At 39.3% G+C, this 24390-nt stretch carries 10 protein-coding genes and 3 pseudogenes; all 13 read right to left on the reverse strand.

Annotated features, from left to right (window positions below; genetic code table 11):
• Window positions 1–102: 102 nt before the first annotated feature.
• On the reverse strand, window positions 103–474 hold the full coding sequence (locus JCM21531_RS19165) for a hypothetical protein (protein ID WP_038290768.1): 372 nt from the start codon (window positions 472–474) through the stop codon (window positions 103–105).
• 13 nt (window positions 475–487) lie between these two features.
• Complete coding sequence (locus JCM21531_RS13770; protein WP_038290770.1) at window positions 488–1630, reverse strand: ABC transporter permease; 1143 nt, start codon at window positions 1628–1630, stop codon at window positions 488–490.
• Window positions 1631–2164: 534 nt separating this feature from the next.
• Complete coding sequence (locus JCM21531_RS13775) at window positions 2165–4972, reverse strand: stalk domain-containing protein (RefSeq protein WP_038290772.1); 2808 nt, start codon at window positions 4970–4972, stop codon at window positions 2165–2167.
• 49 nt (window positions 4973–5021) lie between these two features.
• Complete coding sequence (locus JCM21531_RS13780; protein WP_038290773.1) at window positions 5022–5711, reverse strand: hypothetical protein; 690 nt, start codon at window positions 5709–5711, stop codon at window positions 5022–5024.
• Window positions 5708–6496 (reverse strand): stalk domain-containing protein, encoded by a 789-nt coding sequence (locus tag JCM21531_RS13785; protein ID WP_038290778.1) that lies wholly within the window; start codon window positions 6494–6496, stop codon window positions 5708–5710. Before JCM21531_RS13785 ends, JCM21531_RS13780 begins: the two co-directional genes overlap by 4 nt.
• A gap of 24 nt (window positions 6497–6520) precedes the next feature.
• Window positions 6521–7543, reverse strand: a complete 1023-nt coding sequence (locus JCM21531_RS13790; protein WP_038290781.1) for a hypothetical protein — start codon at window positions 7541–7543, stop codon at window positions 6521–6523.
• Window positions 7544–8115: 572 nt separating this feature from the next.
• Window positions 8116–8943, reverse strand: a complete 828-nt coding sequence (locus JCM21531_RS13795; protein WP_038290783.1) for a response regulator transcription factor — start codon at window positions 8941–8943, stop codon at window positions 8116–8118.
• A 578-nt stretch (window positions 8944–9521) separates the two neighbouring features.
• Window positions 9522–12352, reverse strand: a pseudogene (locus tag JCM21531_RS13800) (carbohydrate-binding protein).
• A 77-nt stretch (window positions 12353–12429) separates the two neighbouring features.
• Window positions 12430–14616, reverse strand: a complete 2187-nt coding sequence (locus tag JCM21531_RS13805; protein WP_038290784.1) for a carbohydrate-binding protein — start codon at window positions 14614–14616, stop codon at window positions 12430–12432.
• Between the two features lie 98 nt (window positions 14617–14714).
• Window positions 14715–16232: a carbohydrate-binding protein gene (locus tag JCM21531_RS13810; protein WP_038290790.1), complete on the reverse strand. Its 1518-nt coding sequence runs from the start codon at window positions 16230–16232 to the stop codon at window positions 14715–14717.
• 66 nt (window positions 16233–16298) lie between these two features.
• Window positions 16299–19170, reverse strand: a pseudogene (locus JCM21531_RS13815) (carbohydrate-binding protein).
• Window positions 19171–19197: 27 nt separating this feature from the next.
• Window positions 19198–20811: a family 43 glycosylhydrolase gene (locus JCM21531_RS13820; RefSeq protein ID WP_038290793.1), complete on the reverse strand. Its 1614-nt coding sequence runs from the start codon at window positions 20809–20811 to the stop codon at window positions 19198–19200.
• A gap of 16 nt (window positions 20812–20827) precedes the next feature.
• A pseudogene (locus tag JCM21531_RS25130) lies at window positions 20828–23886 on the reverse strand (carbohydrate-binding protein).
• Between the last annotated feature and the right edge of the window lie 504 nt (window positions 23887–24390).

Here is a 24390-nt window from a genome sequence, read left to right on the forward strand (position 1 = left end):
TTTTGACCCCCCGTGGAAATAGTTTTTTATCTGTCAATTCAAAACTACCACATTTGGTCTGCTTATGCTTTTGTTTTGCTATTTTATTGGTAATACAATTTATTACTTTTTAATGCACAACACTAATAAATTAATATAATCTTCGTTTTCAGCCAAATCATTAATATACATGCCTGTACCATCATACCCGCCATAGCCTCTTACTCCTTCAAGACTATTAATGTATTGTTTTAACACATTAAACTTATCCACAAAGCTTGGAGTTTCTTCTGAATATTCAAATATTACTCTGACTGTTTTGTTCATATCTAAATTCGTATATTTTTTAATACTATTTTCCTGGTAGTAAAAAACACTAATATTTGTAAATACTTTTATTAACATAAGAAAAGTGATTACAAGCTGTATTACTATGAGCAAATAAGTTAGTTTTCTTTTGAGAAAAGATGAAAAAATAATCTTAAAATAACTCATATTCGTCTCCTCTCTAAACTTTCATCGCATCAACCGGCTGCATCTTTATCGACTTTAACGCAGGTATAATTACCGTTAGTACTGATGATAATAAGACAAAAAAAGCTGAAGTCAAAAAGTGTGTTACCGATATTTCAATTTGCATCCCTATAATCTCTGTAAAAAAGAGCTTTAAGAACAACTGTATTATTAAACTTAATATATATGAGAATACAGAAATAATCAGCATTTCCTTAAAAAGAAGATAAATAATATCGAAGTTTGTTTGCCCAAAAGCTTTCCTTACACCTATTTCATATCTCCTTTTATTTATCCAATAAGATGTAAGGTTTATACAATTTATTATTGAAAAAATATATACTAATACGGATAGTGAAACCTGCATACTTGGTCTTGACAAAATACTTGTAACAATGTCCACATCGTTTTCTATAATATTTTCTTCAATCGACGATGTTGCATCAAACATATTTATGTTTTGGCGAATAATTTTATAATCTTTATATGTGTCGCCATAATTACTATGTATAGTAAAATCAAGTTCTTTTGAATATTTAATTCTGTCTTTATGCACCTCAGGTATAGATGTAATAGGCATAACTACCTTATAATCCAGAATTGACTTTTTTTCTCTTTCTCCAATTATTCCAATAACTTTATATTCAATATTTTGAATCATAATAATTTTTTCTTTGCCTTTTTCTTCACTATATTTCTCCAATTCTTTTCCTATTAAAACTACATTATCTCCATTATTTAACTCACTTCTTGTATAGTATCGTCCCTTTAGCAAAGGATATCTCCTTAGAATATCCTTTGAATAATATTCACCTTCAATAGCTATCATGCCTCTATCTTCCAATTTGTCAATAAAAGAATAAATATTATTAAAAATAACACCAGTATTTTCAGAAATCCCGCTAAACAAGCTTAAAACATCCTTTTCCTCTATGTCTTTATGTAAAGAAACTCTTATTTTAATAGCATTTTGAGGCTCATAATTTAATTTAGCTGATAATTTCTCAGCCATTTCTATAACGCTTGTTGTGCCAAAAGAAATCAATGTCAGAGAAATAACAAATCCAATTATTATAAAAATTGACGAAACCGGATAAGCTGTAATCTGTCTGATTAACATTCTAATTACTTTTTTCATGAAATCTATCATACTCCTATGCAATGTAATTTAATGTCTAAAAGATTCAGTGTTTGAAAATAAACATATAGTGGTAAAACCACTATATGTTTATTTTCAAGTAAAAATTAAGCTTATATACCAAACTTTAGTTTTATTTTATTTAATTTCATTGCCATTACTCCATTCTTGTTTTTTATAAATTTTTCTACAAAACATTAGTTTCTTAAACAACCTATTTTTGTAGATTATTTCTATGCATCACAAACATAAAACATAGATTATATTAGTTTGAGAAGTATTATTCAATATAAAATTCATTTCATTTTAATATAGCAGTTATTATTTATTTACTTAATAGAGTATAAATGTAATATTATTACTTGTCAATTGTTAATACTACTCTAATTCTAGAGTAGCATTAACATAGCTCATTGCTCTTAAAAAGAACCTGCTTCATTTTATACAAGATAAAACTCATAAAAATAATTGCCACTTTGACCGGGCAATGAGCCCGGTTAAAGTGGCAATCAAATTTATTGATACTTCAATTGTCTAAAAGAATCTATTCCACACTTGTTCTATGGCCTTAACTATTTGCTCGTGAAGTATTGGATATCCCTCTTCCGAGCAAACTTTCTGAGCCTTTTCGAAATATTCTAATGCTTTCTTTGAATTTTGCTGCGGGTTCTTTATTCCGGCCAACTCAAAATAGCAAAGCCCCAGCTTATACTGTACTTCAGCGTAACGCAGGCGGAACTCTTGAATATCTTTTATTTCCAATACTTTTGCGTATGCTGCAACTGCCTTATTAAGGTTCTCTTCCTTATCTTCCAACCGGGCAAGTCCTCTATAAACATCTCCCAAACCAGCCTTTATCAATGCATATTCAAAAGGAGATTCATTAGCTGTGCATACTTCTAAAGCTGCCATAATTTTTTCAATGGCTTTTTCAAAATGCCCCCTAGATGCCTTTATTTCTCCCATTTTCGTATATGCTTTAGCTTGTTCCGCCAAAATTATCGCGTAGTCATAAAAACTGTTGTCAATCGATATAATTTTCAATGCCTCTTCAAAGGACTCCAAGGCTTTATCGAAATATTCTTCTCTGCCGGCTTCCAAAAGCTCCGCATATGCTTTTCCAAGTGAAACCCGGACGTTGGCATAACCCAAATCATGCTCCGCTGTTGTATAAACTTCTAAAAATTTCTCATACAACTCTATTGCCTTATTTAAGTTTACTTCCTTATCCATTATTTGAGACAACGCATGATAAACCTTTCCTTTGTAATATTCTCCTTTATGATATTTTGCTTCATAATTTTCATCAATCTGCATCATATTACCGTATATCATTAAATATTTCTCAAAAAAGCCATATGCTTCACCTAAATTTTCCTCCCCATCGCCAAGCTCAGCTTTGAATATAAGAATATTTCCCAAGCTTTCCAGTATATCTGCATACATAACCTCATCAAGTGTTATTATCTCTTGAGCTTCCATATAAGCAGAATATGCTTTTGATAAGTTCTTCTCAGGCTCTTCTATCAAAGCCAAAAGATAATATGCTTCTCCTAGCAAGATATTTGTTAAAGCCGCCGTATGCATTTCATTTTTCATCTTGCAAATTTCTATTGCTTCTTCAAATAGTTTAATTGCTTCATTTAGATTTTCTTCTCGATTTTTAATTGAACTGAGCCTATTATAAGCTAATCCTAAATATCTGCATGTATACGCATAGTCCAAGGAATACTTGTCATCGGTAAAAATTTTAAGAGCTTCATTCAATAAATCAATAGATTTTAAGATATTTTCCTCACTATCTTTTATATAGGCTAATCTAAGATATTGAATTCCCATACCTTGGATAGCATAAGTATAATATATTGGCGTTTCCGAAACATTTCTTATTTTTAATGAATTTTTATAAAACTCAATAGATTTTAGAATATTTTGCTCTAAATCTTCAAACTCCGAAAGATTAGCATATGCGAGTCCCAAGTTAAAATTAGAACTAGCATATCTAACAGGGAACTTGTCAAAAGCAGACATCTTCAATTGCTCTTCAAAGTTTTGAATCGCTTTTTTAACGTACTGAATATTTTTATCTATAACTGAAAGATTTATGTAGCAAGCCCCTAGGCTACCTCTGATATTACAGTACTCATAGGGATATTCTTCTTCATTTAAGTTTTTTAGAGCATTTTCATAAGCTTCTATAGATTTATATAGATTTTCTTTGGTATTTTCCGCATAGCTTAAATTAAAGTAGCATTTACCTAAATTATTCTGAGCCATTGCGTATCCGATCATATACTCTTCTTCTTCGAAAATACTTAACACCTCTTCAATAATACCGATAGAGTTGTAAAGACTTTCAGTGTTTCCGTTATGCGCATTCTGATTTATATAAGAGGTTACTTTTTGCAATTGTATCCTTGCATATTCCAATGGATAATCTTCCAATTTATATATTTTCAAAGCATCCTCGAGATATTCCAAGGCCAATTTACTGTTTGCATCGCTGTTCCTTATTCTGGCCAACACATTATAAGCCTGTCCCAAGCCATAACTTGCCGATGCTTGTATCTTTCTTGAGTCTACGGTTGATGCCTGTTTATATGCTGCTATGGCATTAACAGCGTTTTTTTCCGTATCAGCTTCTTGAGCCAGCGCCAAATATGCATTTCCGATACTTAAATTTATATAACCGTATTCTTCAGGATTTTCTTTGCTGGATATACTTTTTAGAATTTCTTCGTAACTTTTTATGGCTTCGATATATTTTTTGTCATCATATAATTTATTTGCACTCTCTATTTCATCGCCAAGCTTATCTGGCTTATATCTGCGGGTAATATTTATAATACTGTCGATACAATCTTTTATCAGAATATTATCACTACCATTAATGAGAATGTCATTTTTATCCGTACTCCATACATTTAATGTATTGTTTTCACTGTCGAAACTAAAAGCCATACCAAATCCATACCGAAAGATTTCCGGTGATATGAAAAGCCTGTCATTATATATGAAGGAAGAAAACTTGAAATCTATATTTTCGCCATCTATCAATACTTTATTACTTTCAGCCTTTATACCGATAACTTTGTTTTCCTTAGTTGCTATAGCTGTTCTTGATGACTTATCCCATTCTACTTTCATTCCGAAAAGGTTCAGAGTTTCCCTGACAGGTACAAATACTTCACCATTAACTATACGCGGTTGAATATCCATCTTTACCGATATGCTGTTTATGTTTACCAGCACCTCACTATTTGAATCTGCACCGCATGTAAGCATAAAAAAACACGGTATTATTACGGCAATTATTGCTATTATTCCGAACTTCTTAAACATAACCCTATACTTCCTCCCCTTTTAATCTCTTAATATCTTTTAAAATAGCCTAAATCTCATTTTTACTTAATGCTTTCATCACCTCCCCGAAAGCTTTATTTGCTTTTATAAAATTACCCATCTTATCCTCCTGTGTGTATGACGCGAGCATGTATAAACTCGCCATTTCATAATTGACTTTTGCATAATGTATTGGATATTTCTCCAAAGAGTAAATGCTCAAGCTTTCCTTATATTCCTCCAAAGCTTTTTTAAGACTGTCTTTAGAAATACCCTGCTTAGCAATATCACCGTATAATTCTCCCATGCATCTGTGTATATCTGCATAATCAAAAGGATAAGATTCTATAGTTCTAATCTTTAAAGCTTCTTTATACGCGGCCGATGCTCTTTCCGGATACTCTTTTTTAAACATTAGTTTTGACAAAAGCTTGTATGTGTTTCCCAAGCCATATTGTATCGATGACCGCGTATAGCTGTCATTGTTAAATTCCAGATTCTCCAGACAGCTCTCATATATATCTTTTGCTTCCATCAAGCATTCCAATGCCAAACTTTCGTGTTTGAGTTCAAGATATGCAGAACCCATATTGTATTTTATAAAGGCATAATCAAGTATGTATTTTTCGGTACAGTCAACGTCCAAGGACTTTTTGAAATAATTTACAGCTTCTAAAAGGTCCTCTTTTCTTCCCGTTGTTTCCCATAGTACTTTATACGCACTGCCAAGATTATTCAAGGTGTAATAATAGTTGACAGTATTGTTTTCGGCAGATAGATTGAAATCGCATTCTCATATGAGGATATAGCCTTCTCAATATTTGCCTTTGTATCTTTTATTTGTGCAAGTATGCTGTATGCATCTCCCATGCCCTTTGATGCATGGGCATAATAGTTTGGATTTCCTTCTTTCGATATATTTTCCAACACACTTTTATATTTTTCTATAGCTTCCGGTATATTGTTATTTTCAAGAAGGGTATCTGCGGCACGGAGCAAATCGTAAGCCGTATCGCTGCTAATTGGCTCTAATATATCTAAAATAACTCCTTTTGCCTTGGCGATAATAATATTGCCATGTCCATTCACTATAACATTTGATTCAAAATCCGGGCTTACCATTATTATGTTACCATTCTTGTCCCAAATCACTTTTTCTCCGAATTTTTGTGTTGCAAAATCAACAGGTATGTAGGATTCGTCATCTATAATTCTGACAATATCGCTAAGTTCAACATCTTCCCCATTTATGATTGCTTTTTTGGAATCAATTTTCAGAATAACTTTTTCATTGTCTTTTACGGCAATAAGCATTTTGTCCTTTGACAACCATGTAACTTCCCAACCGTGAGATAGAAAAACTATTTTTGCAGGAACATATACTGTCCCTCCTACCACTTTAGGGTTGAGATCAGTGATTACAGATTTTTCTGTTTTTAAATTCGAGTTTAAAGCAGAACTATTAATAAATTGCCCCATGAAAATCAGACATAAAATTAACAAACCGACATAAAATTTCGACATTTATACTCTCCCCAAATACATAAATTAGTAATGTCTGTAAACAATACTTATAACGCTGTCCTTAGGATTGCTTATCATGATATTATTATTTCCGCTAATTATGTCACCTATTTCTATGTATATACCGTTGTGTTTTGGTGAAGCCTCTGCGTTCGCTCCATTATTCTTTGAAACTTCTGAAATTTGTTCACTCTCGGGGTTGATGCTGCTGTTTCCATTCATATCATCCGTTGCAGCAACTTCCTCCGAGTTCTCTTCCTGTTTTTTATTTACGGATTCGGGAGAACCTTCAGTAAGTTCAATATTGGAATGCCCATATTGCGGTTGGCTCAAGTCCGCAGTATCATCTTTATTAGAAGAGGAACCATTTTGAGAATCAATATCATCACTTTTTACTAAGGGTGAATGCTGTGGTTTTTTCGCATTATCAGCTACACTGAGTTGCTCGAATAAAACAAATGAAATTATAATGACTAGTGCTGAAGCGGCAACTAAAGTTAGTTTAATTTTATTTATGTATTTACTGCTTTTATATGATCTGGGTTTGGAATATAAATTATCATTATCTTCATATAAAACTTTGCTTGCATTTTCAGGAGGGTCGGGAGGGTCTTCGGATAAAAGTACATTGTCTTTAGCTATAAATATGTTTTCCATATCTTTCTCATTTTTCTCTTCCTGAATAACAGCTTCAAAGCAGCTACTGTTTTGTGAAACAGCTATTGTTAGCGTTTCTTTTAGAAAAAGTTCAAAATCCTCAATGCAAAGTATGAATTCTTTTATATCAGTACTAAGCGAAGATTCATTTACAAGGCAATTTATTTTGTCACGAATAGTTTTTTGCTCAACAATCGTTGATTCTTTAACTACAAATTCTACGATTTTATTTATATCCTCTTTTTGTGGCTTTACCTTTTTACTTTTCCATTTAGAAACAATTGAAACACTTTTAAGAAGATATGCATCTGCAAAATATCCTGCACTTCTGTTTATAGATGCAAATATCACTTCTAATAAATCTTTAATAGTGAATATTTTTATTTCCATCGTATTCACTCCCCATTTCTCTATATAAAATATCATTTTTTGTTCCTTTTTTCCAGTGCATTTTAATATAATGATCTCTATTTTTTTGCAAAAAATGAATTGCTACACTTATGTTCCCAATATTCTACAAATACCCCCTCCTCCTGTACCTTAAGTATTATATTATCTTATCACAACTTTATAAATTTGGATATTTAAATTTGAGCATTAACGCCATAAACTATACGCCACTTAAAAGAATTTCAACTCTTTTTCAAGGAATATTCAACAAAACCTCCGCGGGATTTTAAAGAAATACTTAATTCATATACTCCGGATAATGAATTAAAGATATGGCCAAAACCTCCACAGGAAAGATTGATAGGGTAAGCTTATCAGCAAGCATTGTAGACTAAAATAATCAAAAAGCTCTAGGTTTACTAGCGATAAGTACATCAATCGACAGTAAACTTAGAGCTTTATATAATCAAAAAATAAGCAATTGCCGCTAATAGCAAGTATCCGGAATCACTGCAATTTTCCCTGCAAGATAATGCTTAACAAGCAAAAATTAAATAGGGGCGTTTAGCATTCTACGCATATTTGCTATATAGGTCATAAAAGGTTATCTTGTTTAGCATTATAGCCTTAACAACAGCATCAACCCTGCTGGATGCATTGAGCTTTTTAAATATAATCTGATTGTGATATTTTACTGTTGCAAGAGACAAATTCAATTCTTGGGCAATTTGTTCATCCGACAATCCCTGTGCAATCATTCTAAGAATTGCACACTGCCTTTCTGTAAGCTGCTGTGATGTGCTTAAATCAGTTGTATTTTCATTTCCCGTTGCAAAGTATTCATAAAATAAATTAACCGCCAGTAAATCTGTAAAACCTTCCAATGCTTTCGATATAGGCTGCCCAAAACTGACAACCGCAATATATCCGGCCATTTTTCCCTTGTTTACCGCAGGAATGCAGTACTCATACCAGTTTTTCAGCTTAGTTAAGTAATGAAAACCGGGATATATATGTATGGGTCTTTTCAATATTCCCGCAATGGAAATGGAATTTACTCCTATGCTTTCTTCAGCAAAAAACACTCCGGGTACAAAAAATTCTTTATATTCAAATTCACGTTCAATCATTCCAGGCCTATACTTAACACTTATCAAACAACCTTCCTCATTTGCCAGCACAAAACAATAATCGTTTTTTATGTTCTTCAGTGTATCAATATGTCTGTATATAAATTCATTAAATTTGCTTATTCTGTTTCGCTTCTTTTCGATGATCAGTTTCAGTTCTTCTCTTGGCAGCTTCAATAAAGGCTTACTAGCTTTCCTGGATATTCCTTTTTGCATGCATACATCCCACGACCTCAACAAGTTTTGATACAATTGAATATCTTCCGTCATTTTAATCCCCTCTTAATTCACAAGATTTTTGCAGTACCTGTATTTTCTTATAGCGTGAATGCCTGTCTTATCCAAATAAAAACCCGGGAATTTTTCGAATAAAACTTGATTTACAAAGCAAATTTTAGCACCGGATTTTAATTTACATTTGAAGGACCGTTGAGAATTCGTTGAAAAAGCATTTAATAAGCCTTGAATAACCCTTGAAACCCTCTTGAACAACCCATGTTTATCATATAATTACATATCCTGGTTTATGATTCAAAGGCATATGGAAACATAAAATAGAAAAATGATAAAAAGTTTACATTCATTTTGGAGCATGTTAGAATCTTTTGTGCATATGGTATACAAACAATTAACAACTAATGTTTCATATTATTTACTGCTGATTTATTCATGAAAATGCTGAACACACAGTAAATCAGCTATCTCTAATCTACAGTTCCAGCTTAGTTAGTAATTCTACTTGCAAAGAATACGAAAGAAAAACGTTGAATTGGTATTGAAAAAAAAAGAGGCAATGAGAAAAATGTTTTGCTTCTCATCGCCTCAATTTTTGGATGAGGTTTTTTTCGTTACAAAGTAGGTACGGAACGAAGTATATATCTTTTTAACAAAGCAAGGTCGGTAGAATCCACTTTGCCGTCTCTATTTGTATCCGCATTTAAAAGTTCTTTTTCTGTCAGCCTGATACTACGGAGCAAATGCCTTTTTAGCATCTGAAGGTCTGTTGAGTTTATTTTTCCGTCACCGTTTATATCGCCCAAATGCACATCATCTTCCTCACCGGCCGGTGTACCGAAAAACTGCAGCTCTGCAATATTACCATTACTGCCATCAGGCGATAAATAACGGACATAGCGGAAGCCGGTTGGATTGTCTACATTTACCGAAGTTAACGTACCGGAGCCTGGTAGTGAGGTAATGGTAAACAGTGTCACTGCATCGCTGAAATCTTCTTTATTTGCCCCCTGAAAAATTCCCCCTATCATGCGCTGTTCAAAGTCGGAGCGCGGGCAGAATTTAATTTGTGTAATGACATTCCTCACACCATCACCAAAATCCAGTCCCAGCCAGCATCCGTTCGCTGTCGGGCCATCAAAAAACGTATTCAGGTCACCGTCAAAAGCTTTGTCAATCGTGTTCCCCATGTTATTCCATGAGCCTTTAGTACCAATAACATTACCCGTAAGTTTAGGGTATTGCAGTATCGCTTCCGCACTGTTTAGAGTTTCCGCTCCATTGCTTACCGCACTGACAACATAATAGTATTTAGTACCCTTTGCCACACCGGTGTCGGTATAGTTTGTCGATGTGATATTGGTGGCAATAGTTGTGTACGGACCACCGCTTTTGGTAGAACGTTTAACATTGTAAGAGTTTGCCCCCGGAGCGGCATTCCATGTCAAATTGGCCGCATTACCGGAAGAATCAAGTGCCGCACTTAGCCCTGTCGGGAACATGGGAGCTGAAACCGGAAGTATTGCCCACTGTTGATTGGCTCCACCATGTAAAGCCTTTCCCTCTATCTTGCTCACATCACCTGCGGATATTTGCAGGTTCGTGCCGTCACCGACAAGTACGATTCTGTAGTAACCGTCACCCGTGGGCTTATAATAAAGCAAGTACCGGAGCCTGTTCCCCACCATCCGACAGTTCCAAAACCCATCCACCAGTTCCAATTCCAACCTCTGCCTGCCGATGAGATTCTGTATTGTCCGCCGCCAATGTGTTGAATCTTCCAGTGCTGTTCCGTAATTCCCTTGTAATCGGCTGTTATTATGCTGTTGTTGCCGGTTACTTCCTGTAATGTCTTTGCATTGGCACGGTTCAAAAATTTATATGTTCCGTCGGGAATGGTTCCTGTAGATATTGGAGAAAGTTCAATCCAATTCAGATTGAATCCTCCGGCCAAAGCATTGATGCGTATTTTTTGCAGGCCGGCTCCAAGAAACACCTGCCTTGTGGCTGTGGTCCAAGTCTGAGAACCTCCTGTAGCAGGCAGCTCCCAAACCCCGGTCTTGTCTTGGTTTCCGAAACTTATTTGAACTTTGCTGTCGTTGGTACCTGCTACACGCAGCGAAAGGTTATAGTACCCGGGATTCCGAACTCGTATGGTATACTCGAGCCATTCACCTTCTGAAATCCATCCGACATTGTAACCGCCACCTATGTCTGAAGTCTTCTCAATATCCACTCCTTCATCCGGACGGTACTGGCCGCCAATATTCACCGAATCTGTGTCATAATACGAAATCCCGTTTCCGCCCCAATCAAAGTCTTCTGCTTCGATACGGGTTGTTCCGGTTAAGAAGTTGTTAACCCATGTCGCAGTTTCCCTGGCCAATCCGCCATTGCCGTGCACACCGCGGGCCACCGGCCAGTTCCCGTAGTCGGGAGTCCACGAAAGACCGGAACTTTCAACCAATGCTGAAAAGTATTCCGGCTTTGTAACATCATCCGACACACCGCTAGGAGGAATATACTGGAAAGTAAGCCAAGAGACTCCCATGCGCTCGAGCTCGTAGGTAAGTTCGATATCAAGACCTCCCATACCGCTTCCCCAAGCTCCTCCGGCATATTCAGTCATAAAGCAGGGATAACCGGCTTTTAAAAGCTCCTCGACAGCGATGGTGGTTTCCTGCCAACCGGCATATCCGTGAAACGCTACAGCTTCGTTTGTCCACACTGCGTTCTCATTGCCAAAAACCGCCTTGTTGAAAGCGCGTATGTCTTTCAAGGCTTCGGTCGCTCCCCCTTTGCCTCCAAATACCGCATAGGAAAATAGCAACACCGGTGTTTCCGGAGCATGTGAACGGATAACCCTGTAAACGTCAATTTCCATATCAACGGCACCGGGAGGAGTGGCCGTCGAAGAAGAATATGGAGGGCCCCATGCCACAGGCTCATTGTGTATTTCATACAACACATGCGTTTCTTTTGCATAACGCGGTGCATAGAAGTTCCAGAAATCCCTCGCCCATCTTGCATTATGGTTTCCGTTATTGGCACCATTACCTATGGTTATTACCAGGTAAAGACCAAGCTCACGAGTCCTTTGCACTATCTTGTCAATTTCATCAACTGCATATCCCGGAGCTTTACTTCCGGCTGCAGGATATTTGGGGTCAAAGCACTCTGCATAAAGGTGTACAGCATTGAATCCCAGTTTCTTAATTCTCTCAATCTGGTCATAAGGAGCTGCCGCCGTCCATTCCGTGGAAGTATATGGACCGCGTAACGGCTGTCCATTGTCGCCTACAAATGTAGTTCTGGCTGCATTAAGGCGCGGACGGCCTCTCTGCGGGCTTGCATATGCCCGGTTCGGAATAAAACTTATAATACTTGCGACAATTGCAATAATAGATACAAATGCAACTGTTCTAATTTTTATACTTGCTTTCATAGTTTTAATTAGAATCTCCCTCCCTGAAATAGAATCATACTTTAAGTATAACTCAATTCCATTTCATTTTCATCTTTCTAAAAATCCGTTATAAACTTGAGTATATATCTTTTTAATAGAGTATAATCGCTGGAATCTACTTTGCCGTCTTTGGTTACATCCGCATTGGAAAGTTCTTTTCCCGTAAGCGAAGTTATGCGGAGTAAATGCTTTTTCAATACTTGAAGATCTGTCGAGTTTACTTTTCCGTCTCCATTTAAGTCGCCCAAATGCTCATCATTGTTTGCTTCAATAAAAGTAAACCAATTTACATTAAACAGATAACCGCTACCTCCGGTGAATACTAAATAAAGGTCATGGTTGCCTTTTACTTCGCTGACATCACAAGATACAGTGTTCCACGTCTGCCAATCTCCCGTTCCGGCTACAGGGCATGTTCCTATCAACGGTCCGTTAATACTATCAATCCTAAGCTCAATTTTACCTCCGTTGGTAGCACTGGCAACTCTGGCTTCAAAACTTGCAGCACCGTTACCGAAATCAATGTTTTTGTAAACAGCATAATCCCCATTCTCAATGAAGCCTATATTCTCTCCGCCTTCCGAACATTTTTCGGTCTGAATTCCCAATTGATTATTGTAGCTCTCCGCTTCAATTTTCGTAAAAGCCTGTCTCGGAATGGGAGTCGGTGTGGGTTGGGGCGTCTGATTGTCACCGGGTATATCATTTAACCTGAACCAATCAACATCCATGTAACCGGTGCTTCCATTAGGATTGAAATTCAGGATGGCATACTGTTCTCCCTGGAATGTTCCATACTGCCAGTCAAAGCCCATGGTTATTGCCGGTCCGAGTTGCTGCCAATCTCTGTTGTCATCTTTCCAGAAGAACCTTGCCTGCTTGGTCATGAAGTTCATTTCCAGCCTGAAATATAAGATATTCGAAGTTATATTGTTAACAGTTGCCTTTACAACCTCTTCCTCCGTCATTATTATACGTTTTGGATCCCTGGTAACCGCTATATAACCCCGCGGATCTCCCAGCATTCCCAATCCGCATATATCTCCGGGCTGCATACCGCTGCAATCGATTTTAATGGTACCTGTACTAATGGGTCCCTGGCCTTTTTGAGTCAAGCTGTTTCTGGCAGTCCAAAAATCCTTTGCAGTAGTAGCTTTTAATCTCAATGAGGTTCCGGTTAAGGACCATTTTGAATTATCCGGATTATGATTCCACATCCACTGAAGTCCTAAAGAATCGGAGTTAAATTCATCTGAAGCCGCCGGAACTTTTATAGGCTTATTCTGTATCGGTTTGGTATATTTCGATTCAACCTGGCCTATATATCCCGGTCTACCGAACATAGGCCAGCCATTCTGCCATGTAATAGGACATATTCTGGTGGGGCGGCCGATTGCGCCGTCATCTTGGTGAAGATATCCCCAGTAAGTGCCGTCGGGCAAATCGACAATACCTCCCTGATGTCCTCCTTTTCCGGCAGTACACAGGGTTATGGTTTCACCATAAGGACCCCATACGTTATTTGCCCTCGAACATACCAACCTTTGTGCCGGTACGGCATTAAATAAATAATATCTTCCGTTGACTTTCGACAAATGTGTACCTTCAACACTTTTATATGAAAGAATTACTCGTGATGAACCTACTGTGGCGCTCAAATTGGAATTTAGCTGTATCATTTTTATCGAGTTCTCCCAAGCTCCGCCATAGGCCAAGTATGCTGAGCCGTCATCATCAATAAACAAGCAAGGGTCAAAGTAACTACCCCCTAAAGTATTGTAATTCCAAGGTCCGGCCACATCCTTGGCGTAATAAATACGGGTTCTTTCACCGTTGGGAGTAACCGCCACATAGAATGTTCCGTTTTTGTAGGCTATGGAAGGAGCATAGCAACCATTTCCGTACTTTGTACCTCCCTCCAGGTTGTACTTACTGTCACCGGTAAACGATGATATGCAATGACCGGCAATTTCCCAGTTAACCAAATCTTCCGATTTTAAAATAACCAGCCCGGGTACACCTACAAAGGTAGAAGAAGCCATGTAAAAATAATTGCCAACCCTGATTATACTTGGGTCCGGATAATCGGCATACAATGGCGGATTGTTGAAGGTTCCGTCTCCGTTATCGGATTGCCAGCCATAGACAAAAATACTTTGTAAAAGTGACATACATAATACCAATAGAATAACAATGGCTTTTTTTAGCCCAAGGCTTCTTTTTGGTTTTTTTGCAAATAACATGCTAGACCCCCCAATTAAAATTTGGCTGCCCGGTAAACATTTTTGCAAACGCATTGTATACCGGGCTTTAGATCGCAACTAATTTGAAAAACTATATCTTATTTAGGAAACTCAGATATAACACGCAGTATATATTTTTTTAATAAACTACAGTCGGTAGAATTCACTTTACCGTCCCTATTTACATCCGCATTTATTAGGCTTGTTCCTGTAAGCAGTTTTTCGCGGAGTACATGCATTTTCATAAGCTGAAGGTCTGTCGAGTTTACTTTTCCGTCACCGTTTACATCTCCCAGATGCTCATTAGGAGTTGGTGTTGGTGTTGGCGTTGGTTTTGACTCGGCTGGAGTGAACTTCCACCAGTTCATATTGAGCAGATAACCGCTGCCACCGGTAAATTTCAAATAGAGATCATGGATTCCGCTTAGCCCGCTGACATCGCATGTCACGTCAACCCACTGCTGCCAACCGCCAGTACCCTCAACCGAACAAGTTCCTACCAAAGGACCGTTAATACTGTCAATCCTTATCTCGATTTTTCCTCCGCTGGAGGCACTTGCTACCCTGGCCTGAAATTTTCCTGCTCCACTACCAAAATCTATATTGGTATAAGCAACATAATCTCCATTCTCTATATAACCTATATTCAGTCCACCTTCACTACAGCTTTCATTTTGTATTCCCGACATGTTATTGAAGTCTTCCGCTTCGATACGTGTAAAAGCTGTCCTTGGGGTCGGTGTCGGTGGCGGTGGCGCATTATAATCTGTAAATCCTGCCTGTTCTGCTAATTGGAGGAAATTCCACAAACCCGGTTTCCAAACACCAAAATCGTGTCCCCCTCCTTGAATAAGCCAATAGATATGGTTAATATTATTGGCAGAGCAATATTCGTGTACCCTTTGTCCGAATCCTATTAGAGAATCATTGGTTCCGCATGCAATGAATAGCAATTTCAACTTTTGCCTTGCAGCAGCTCCTCCATCGGGAAACAGCCTGTTATTGGCATAGGTATTCGGAGCCGAAGAAATAGGGCCAATATAGGCAAATTTGTCCAGATTGGTCAAACCGATATTGAAGGATTGACCCCCTCCCATTGAAAGACCGGCAATTGCCCGGTGTTCACGGTCTGTATAAACGGAATAGCGTGATTCTATGTAGGGAATAAGGCAATTAATCAAATCCTTTGTGAAATTTTCATAACCGTCACTTATTCCCTGTCCCGCTGCGTTAGTGTTGGGTGTAACTATTATCACAGGCTTGATTTTTCCTTCGGCAATTAGATTGTCGGCAATTATATTGGTTCTGCCGCCCCCTTCCCAGAACCAATCGTTTTCACTTCCACCTATACCATGCAATAGGTACAAAACGCTATACCTTTTACTGGTCGAGTATCCCGGTGGCAGATAAACCTTTGCGGGCCTTGTACTGTTTGTTGCTGTAGAATAATAAGAAATATTAACAACCTGCCCCCTTGGGACGCCATTCCTTACCTGGTCATATCCCGATGGCGGCATAGTTGGCAGCGATGCTGCCGATGAAGTGTTTACTGTGATGCCTAAATATGTTATAAGCATCAAGCAAACTAGTAGCACACTTAAAGCTTTTCTTGACATATTTTTCCTCCCTTTTTTATTTTTATTTTTTATTAAAATTTAAAGCTTCAATGTTTAAAATACGGCTTAAAACCCAGGTATAGTGCGAAGGATATATCTTTTTAACAAACTAAAATCGCTCGAATCTACTTTTCCGTCTTTGTTTACATCCGCATTTGAAAGATTTTTTTCCGTAAGTAAAGTTATGCGGAGTAAATGCTTCTTCAATATCTGAAGGTCTGTTGAATTTACCTTTCCGTCGCCGTTTAAATCTCCCAAATGCTCATCATTGTTTCCTTCAACAAATGTAAACCAATTTATATTAAACAGGTAACCTTCGCCACCGGTAAATTTTAAATAAAGGTCATGGACTCCTTTTAGAGTATTCACTTCGCATTCCGCGTCGACCCATTCCTGCCAGCCGCCAGTGGAGGCAACAGGACAAGTACCCACTACAGGCCCGTCAATACTGTCAATCCTAAGCTCAATACTACCCCCGCTTGTAGCACTGGCTACTCTCGCTTTAAAACTTGCCGCCCCTTTGCCAAAATCTATGTTCTTATAAACAACATAATCTCCGTTCTCAATATACCCTACATCCATTCCGCCTTCGCTGCAGTCTTCGGTTCGTATTCCCGATTGCCCGCTGTAACTCTCAGCCTCAATCCGTGTAAAGGCCAACTGCGGTTCGTCAGACGGAGGATTGGCAGAACCGCTCACTCTCAATATTGCTTTCGATTCTCCGATTTTTACACCCTGTGAATTAAGTATATACAGCTTGTATGTTCCGGCAGTGTACGGTGCAATAATAGAAGTCGCATTTCCTGCCGCCTTGGTCATGGTAGCTCCTTCAACAAAGGTTGTCGTCCCGGCCGGTGCAAACCATACCGTATTGGAAGGGTCTCCGCTGCTCCTTATATTTATAATTGACGCAGCTTCTGCAGCACAGCTTGCCGGGAATACATAATCCGGTGTTGAAAGCAAGCTGTCGGGCAAAAGTCTCCTATATTCCTCCTGAATTCCCGAATTCAGGCACACATTATACTGCTTAAGCGGCCATACATTATCCGGAACCGCAACGGGAGGGTCAATTTTGCTGTTTGGAGGATTTTTACCCATTTTGCTCACCGTCGCATAGGTCCTTAGGATTGTCAAATTGTGTTTTTCTCCGAAATCTTCGCAGTTGATGGTATATTTTACTCCCGGGTCGATATCCAGGACGTTGTCGTTTTCAATTATATATGCAGTGCCTTCGTCGTTATGCAAACCATAGGTAGGGCCGTATGTTGCCGGCGGAATGCCCTTTACATAATTCTCGTTGATATTTGTACCCGGCATCTGACCTATGGTATATATTGCTCCGCTGTCATGAAGCCTGGACAAGGTATCAACAACCCTGTTGTAGCTTATTGTGTTGTTCTTGCACGTTGTGGAGTCTTTAAAATTGCACCATCCCCAACCAAATGTATACCGTTGTAAGCCGTCTTTTGGACATGGTTATGGGTTATTTCAAGACTTTCTACAAAGTACGCAGTTATCGCGGCACATCCGCCAAATCCCGGAACCATGCTTATGTCATACAAGACATTGTTTGAAATGGTATTGTTCTTACAAACGCCTTCAACTCCGCGAGGATATTTTGCACGGTTTCCGCCGTCTCCTATATAAACATGCTGCGGATGACCTACGGTTATACCGCTTGATGTGATATCGGTAATATAGTTGCCGATGACCTTGGAGTTTATAACATCGTTTACCATGGAAATACCGTCTGCACCGCTGTGTTTAATCACATTTTCAATAAAATCGATGGAATCGCAGTTCCTTAAATTGATCATTCCCGGCAGTGTATCAACAAGATCATATTTGGTGTTGTGCCAATTATCGTTGTAAAAAGCTATAAAGCCTTGCGCAGCCTGGCATGTCGTTTTACCCCGGGAACCTCCGACCTCAACAAGGTTGTAATCGGTATATGCAAAGGTAATGCCCTGGAAAGTTATGTTCTTAACCCTGTCTGAAGTTGATGTTCCGGAAATCTCAATGAGTTTTTCAACCATCGGGGCCCAAACTTCGGCAGTTTCCATATTTTCTCCGGGACGGATATAGTAATAGAGGGTTTTTTCTGTTTTGTCAAAATAGAATTGGCCCGGAGAATTTAAAAATTCAAAGGCATTATAAATTGTATGGGTACCCGAAGTAGAAAAAGCCGCACCCCACCCTGGGGTCTGTGCTATGGACCGTAGGGCTGTTGCAAAAGAAGCACCCTGTAACCGTTGGCTGTAATTACATCACGGGTACAAACAATATTCTCATTCCATGTAGTTCCGTTTACTATCTCAAGATCGTCCTTGTTGCGGGTAATTTCCGGTACTTCCGACATATCGTACCGGACCCCGTCACTCTTGCTTCCGCTGGTCCACGCCCAAGGAGCCTGCCCGGCAGTAACGGAATAAGTTCCGTGTCCTCCTCTGGCAGTTACCCTCTTACTGGTCATTGAAGCTCTCTTGTCATTTACATACAGGTTTCGTAGTTTTGTCGAACGGTTTAACTGTGCCTTGTATATATTGCCGCTGTGCAGCGTCCAGCCTGTAACCTTTGTTGCACCGCTTAATACAGGTGTTTCGCCGGGGTACGCCATATAATAAATTCGATATCCGTTCGTTCCCGAGTCTTGAGGACCGAACGTGATTGTTTCGGTAATGTTATAAGTGCCACCCCTCAGATATACATAAATATCACCTTTCATATTGCCGTTGACGGTTCGCACCACGCCCCGAGCTTTGGTAATTGTCTTAAAAGGTGCATCTATTGTACCCGGATTGCTGTCACTACCGGTGGGAGATACATAATAAGTTACCGATTCCGCTGCTTTTACCGTATTTACCGGTAATAATCCACATACCGTAATCAGCGAAGCCATCATTACTATCAAATGTCTTTTTATAATTCCATTTATCATAGTCCCACTCCCAAACTCATTAATTTTTTAACCTTCAGGAAAAGAGGGTATAACACGCAGTATATATCTTTTTAACAAAGTACAGTCACTGGAATCTACTTTTCCGTCTCTATTTACATCCGCATTTGAAAGGTTTGTGCCTGCCGGAAGTTCTTGACGGAGTATATGCATTTTCAGCAACTGAAAGTCTGTCGAGTTTACTTTTCCGTCATTATTCAAATCGCCCAAAAGCACATCAGGCGTTGGTGATGGAGTCGGTGTTGGCGTTGGATCCGCACCGGCCGGAGTAAACTTCCACCAGTCTATATTAAGCAAATAACCGCTGCCGCCCTTAAAAACAAAGTATAAATCGTGTACACCCTCGGCACCGGAAACCGGGCAGGATTTCGTAGTCCAAGTCTGCCATCCCCCAGTTCCTGTAACGGCACATGTTCCCACCAATTTTCCTGTGGGGCTGTCAAGACGAATTTCTATGTTTCCGCCACTAGTTGCCGATGCCACTCTTGCCTCAAAGGATGCAGCACCGGAACCAAAATTTACACCCTTAACCTTTATGTAATCCCCATTTTCAATAAAGCCTACATTCATTCCGCCTTCACTGCATTTCTCCGTCTCGATACCTGAACTCCAGCAAATGGTTTCGGCTTCGTTTCTTACATATGGATTTAAAGTGCCTATTTGTGCAGGCCCTTCCTTAGTCATATTGATTCTTGGGATTGTTCCGTCGGGATTATATTTAAACTCTTCCACGCAAACGGAACGGTGGAAACCTCCTCCTCCCGGCAAAGCAGCGTTGTGATAGAAGAAGTAGGAGTTTCCTTTATAATCAATTACTCCGGGATGATTGGTAAAGCTGCCTCCCTGAGTCGGCATTATTACACCGCGATAGGTCCACGGTCCGGTAGGACTTGTGCTTGTTGAATATGCAATATGTTCGGGTATCGGACCTGCGGCAAACACCATATAATATAAATTGTTACGCTTGTAAAACCACGGGCCTTCTTCATAGGAAGTCGGTCTGTCGTTTTTACTTCGGGTTCCGAAGGCTGATGTTGTAAGAGGTACTTTCACAATTCCCCCCGAATACGAAATCATGTCCGGATTCAGTTTCACATAGTAAAGATCAGGGTTTCCCCAATAAAGGTATGCCTGCCCGTCATCATCGATAAACACGGTGGGGTCTATCTCACCCCAGCCTCCCCGGTCTATCAAAGGCTTCCCCAAGGCATCTTTAAACGGACCCGTCGGACTGTCCGCTACTGCAACTCCAATCGCCTCTCCTCCGCCTTTCTTTCCCAGAGGAACGTAAAAATAGAACTTACCGTTTCTTTCTACGCATTGCCCTGCCCACGCTTTACCGCTTGACCAGCTAAAGTCAGTGTAGGACAGCACCAAACCATGATCGGTCCAGTTTACCATGTCTGTTGTTGAGTAGCATCTCCAGTCATTCATTGTAAAGAAGTTATCAATAAGGACATCCTCGTCATGAGTGGTATACACATAGCATCTCCCGTCATATACCATGGGAGCAGGGTCAGCAGTATAGATTGTTTGTACTATCGGATTGTCCGCAAAACACGGCAGAATATAAAGATTTATAATTAAAACACTCACAAGCAGTGATAAAAAGACTTTCCTCATCCTTCTATACCTCCACTTAAGATTTGGCATAATCATCAAAAGAAGATATTTGCCTCAATATATATCTTTTTAATAATGCAACATCGGTAGAATCCACTTTACCGTCCCTGTTTACATCTGCATTTAAGAGGCTTGTTCCTGTAAGCTGTTTTTGACGGAGCACATGCATTTTCATGAGCTGAAGGTCTGTCGAGTTTACTTTTCCGTCATCGTTTAAATCACCCAAATGCACGCCATTGTTTCCTTCAACAAAAGTGAACCAATTTATATTAAACAGGTAGCCGCTACCTCCGGTAAATTTCAAATAAAGATCATGGACTCCTTTTAAGTCACTTACCTCGCATGTCGCATCAGCCCATTCCTGCCAACCGCCAGTGGACGTAACCGGACAAGTACCCACTATAGGACCGTCAATACTGTCAAGCCTAAGCTCAATATTACCTCCGTTTGTAGCACTGGCTACTCTGGCTTTGAAACTTGCTGCCCCGTTACCAAAATCAATAGCCTTATAGACCACAAAATCTCCGTTTTCAATATATCCTACATCCTCCCCGCCTTCGCTGCATTCTTCAGTCTGGATTCCCGATTGAATGTCGTAGCTTTCCGCTTCGATTTGCGTAAAAGCCGACCTTGGTACAGGAGTCGGTTCCGGCTCCCCTCCGGTTGTCTCAATAATCACTCTGTCGGATTCCAATCCGTTCGAGTTGGCCGTTACTATAATAGTCCCGTTGGTTTTGGTCGCTTGGACTATCACAAGGCACTTTCCGCTAAAAGCTTGCCTGCTGTTTGCCTTGTAGGGTTCCACGCTTGCAGGGTTTCCATTGTCAACTCCGACAATTACTCCAGGTCCGGATATGGAAAAGTTCACAGTATTGCTTGCCGTTGGGACAAGAACGCCGTTGTTGTCTACAATATCGGTTTCTATAAATACCAAATCCTTGCCGTCAGCCGCAATAGTTGTCCTATCCGGTTTTAACCTTACCTTGGCGGGATTTCCGGCAGTAGTTACCTCGTCATAAACCACTGTCCCTCCTTTGACAGCTTTGGCTCTGAGCGTTCCGGGAGTCCAAGGAACATTCCACGAAACGTGGCCGTTATTTCCCATACTCTTTACTCCAAGGGAAGTACCGTTTAGGAAAAGCTCCACCGTATCGCAGTTGCTATAAGCCCAAACTTCTACAGTAGTACCGTTTGACCAGTTCCAATGGGGCAGGATATGCACCATCGGCTTGTCACTCCACTTGCTCTGATAGAAATAATATATATCTTTTGGAAATCCGCATGTGTCAACGATACCGAAATATGAGCTTTTAGATGGCCATTTGTACGGTGTCGGTTCACCGATATAGTCAAATCCCGTCCAAACGAATTCACCAAACATGTAACTCCGCCTGTTGATTTCGTAATATGACGATTCTGCACTGTTACCCCAGGCAACCACGCTGTTGTCATAAGATGAGCACTGGTTGTCCTTATCGGTCAGTATATTCTGATTGGTCGGAGTTTTATAGACACCCCGGCTTCTTACCGCCGAACTTGTTTCACTACCGAACATTATCCATTCGGGATGTTCCTTGCGTCCTTGGTCATACATAAAGGGAAAATAGTTGTATCCCACCAAGTCAAGAACACTTGCAATTCTTTTATAAGTTTCATCTCCCATATTTATAGCAAAACAACCCCATGTTACCGGACGAGTAGGATCAACTTCCTTCACCCAGTTTTTCAGCTTTGTGGCAGTTTCAACGGTAGCTCGGGAATCTCATTGCCTATACTCCACATAATCACTGATGGATGGTTGCGGTCTCTTTTTACAAAATCCTGAAGGTCCCTTTTGGCCCAATCTTTGAAATACAGATGATAGTCATTGGCAGTTTTACCGGTTTCCCAGCAATCAAATGCTTCATCCATAACCATCAAGCCTAACCTGTCACATATTTCCAACACTTGAGGGTCCGGAGGATTATGTGATGTACGAATAGCGTTACAGCCCATTTCTTTCATAATCTGAAGCTGTCTTTCAATGGCACGGTAGTTTACTGCCGCTCCCAAAGCTCCCAAGTCATGATGAAGGCATACTCCTTTCATTTTCATGTTAACGCCGTTTAAAGAAAAACCGGTAGTGCTGTTAAAGTTAAAGTAACGAAATCCCATGGTCGACCTATAGGTATCAGCCACTTTTCCGTCAACAATTACTTCTGTTTGAACCATATAAAGATAAGGGGAATCAGGAGCCCATAAATGGGGATTAGATACTGTAATATTTTGGTTAAATATATTGTCACTACCGGCTGATATGTTAACTGTTGATGATATATCGGAGGCAACCTGATTGCCACTTGCATCCATAATTGTAGTTTTCAAAGAAACTGCTTTGGCCGAATTGCTCTGGTTTAGCACTTTCGTGCTCACATTGGCTGTAGCCGAATCTCTGCTTACCTTTGGAGTTGTTATAAACATTCCGCAATAGTCTACATGGACCGGATCCAAAACTGTAAGCCATACGTTGCGGTAAATACCGCTTCCCGAATACCAGCGGCTGTTGGGCTGGTTGTTGTTGATTTTGACTGCAATTACGTTTTTGCCGCCTATGTTAAGGTATGGGGTCAAGTCGTATTCAAAAGAACTGTATCCATATGGACGGCTGCCCAAGAAGTTACCGTTTATCCATACCTGGCTGTTCATATAAGCCCCGTCGAATCCTATGAAAACTTTCTTGCCGGAATAATTTGAAGGTACGGTAAAAGTTTTTCTGTACCATCCGATTCCTCCGTCTAAGTAGCCTCCCCCATCTCCTGCAGGAGACCATTGATTAAAGGAATTAAAAATACTCCAGTCATGAGGCAAAGTGACATCCGACCAATTGCTGTCATTATAATTTACACTTTGCCCATTGCTTACGTCACCTTTATTAAACTTCCATCCCTCGTTAAAGCTTTGTCCTCTTAATCCGTTGTAAATATCCGTCCCTTTTAATTCTATGGAAGCAGCCATTACCGGATATTGCAATTCAGGAATGCTGACAAAAATTAAAGATAATACCAAGAGCATGCTTAAAATTGCTCTCTTTTTCATACAATTCACCCCTTAAAAATAATTATTTGTAATTATTTGCGGCAAATTTCGAAAATTGTTCAGACTTAACTACAACTATTTTTAGGTGTATAAATGAAGAATTCGGAAATAATATTCGTTCTTATGGTAGAAGTCAAAATATTGCATATTAAAATTTACTTGTTTGCCTCTGTTTTACTTTTACGGAAGTCCCCCTTTTTTTAAGTTGGGAATTTTAAGAGAATGTTAAATTTGTTCTTTTTGTGGATAATAGAGTTTTAGAATTATTAAGAATTGATTTGAATTTGACCGGTATTTTCTTTTGATTTTCCTTTTCCATTTTCAATAAGATCAAAAGGTTTTAATCTTGCAAGTTCAGTCTAATACCTCCGGCAACCGGAGAGTAAATAAAGAAATTTGACTTGTGCAGTAAAATGTAAAACTTTATGCAGCGACCCCTAATTTGGCAACTACATCATCAAGACTTACCCCTTTTTCTGCACAAGAGTATGCAAACTTGGCAAC

Source organism: Acetivibrio straminisolvens JCM 21531 (assembly GCF_000521465.1).
GTDB lineage: Bacteria > Bacillota > Clostridia > Acetivibrionales > Acetivibrionaceae > Hungateiclostridium > Hungateiclostridium straminisolvens.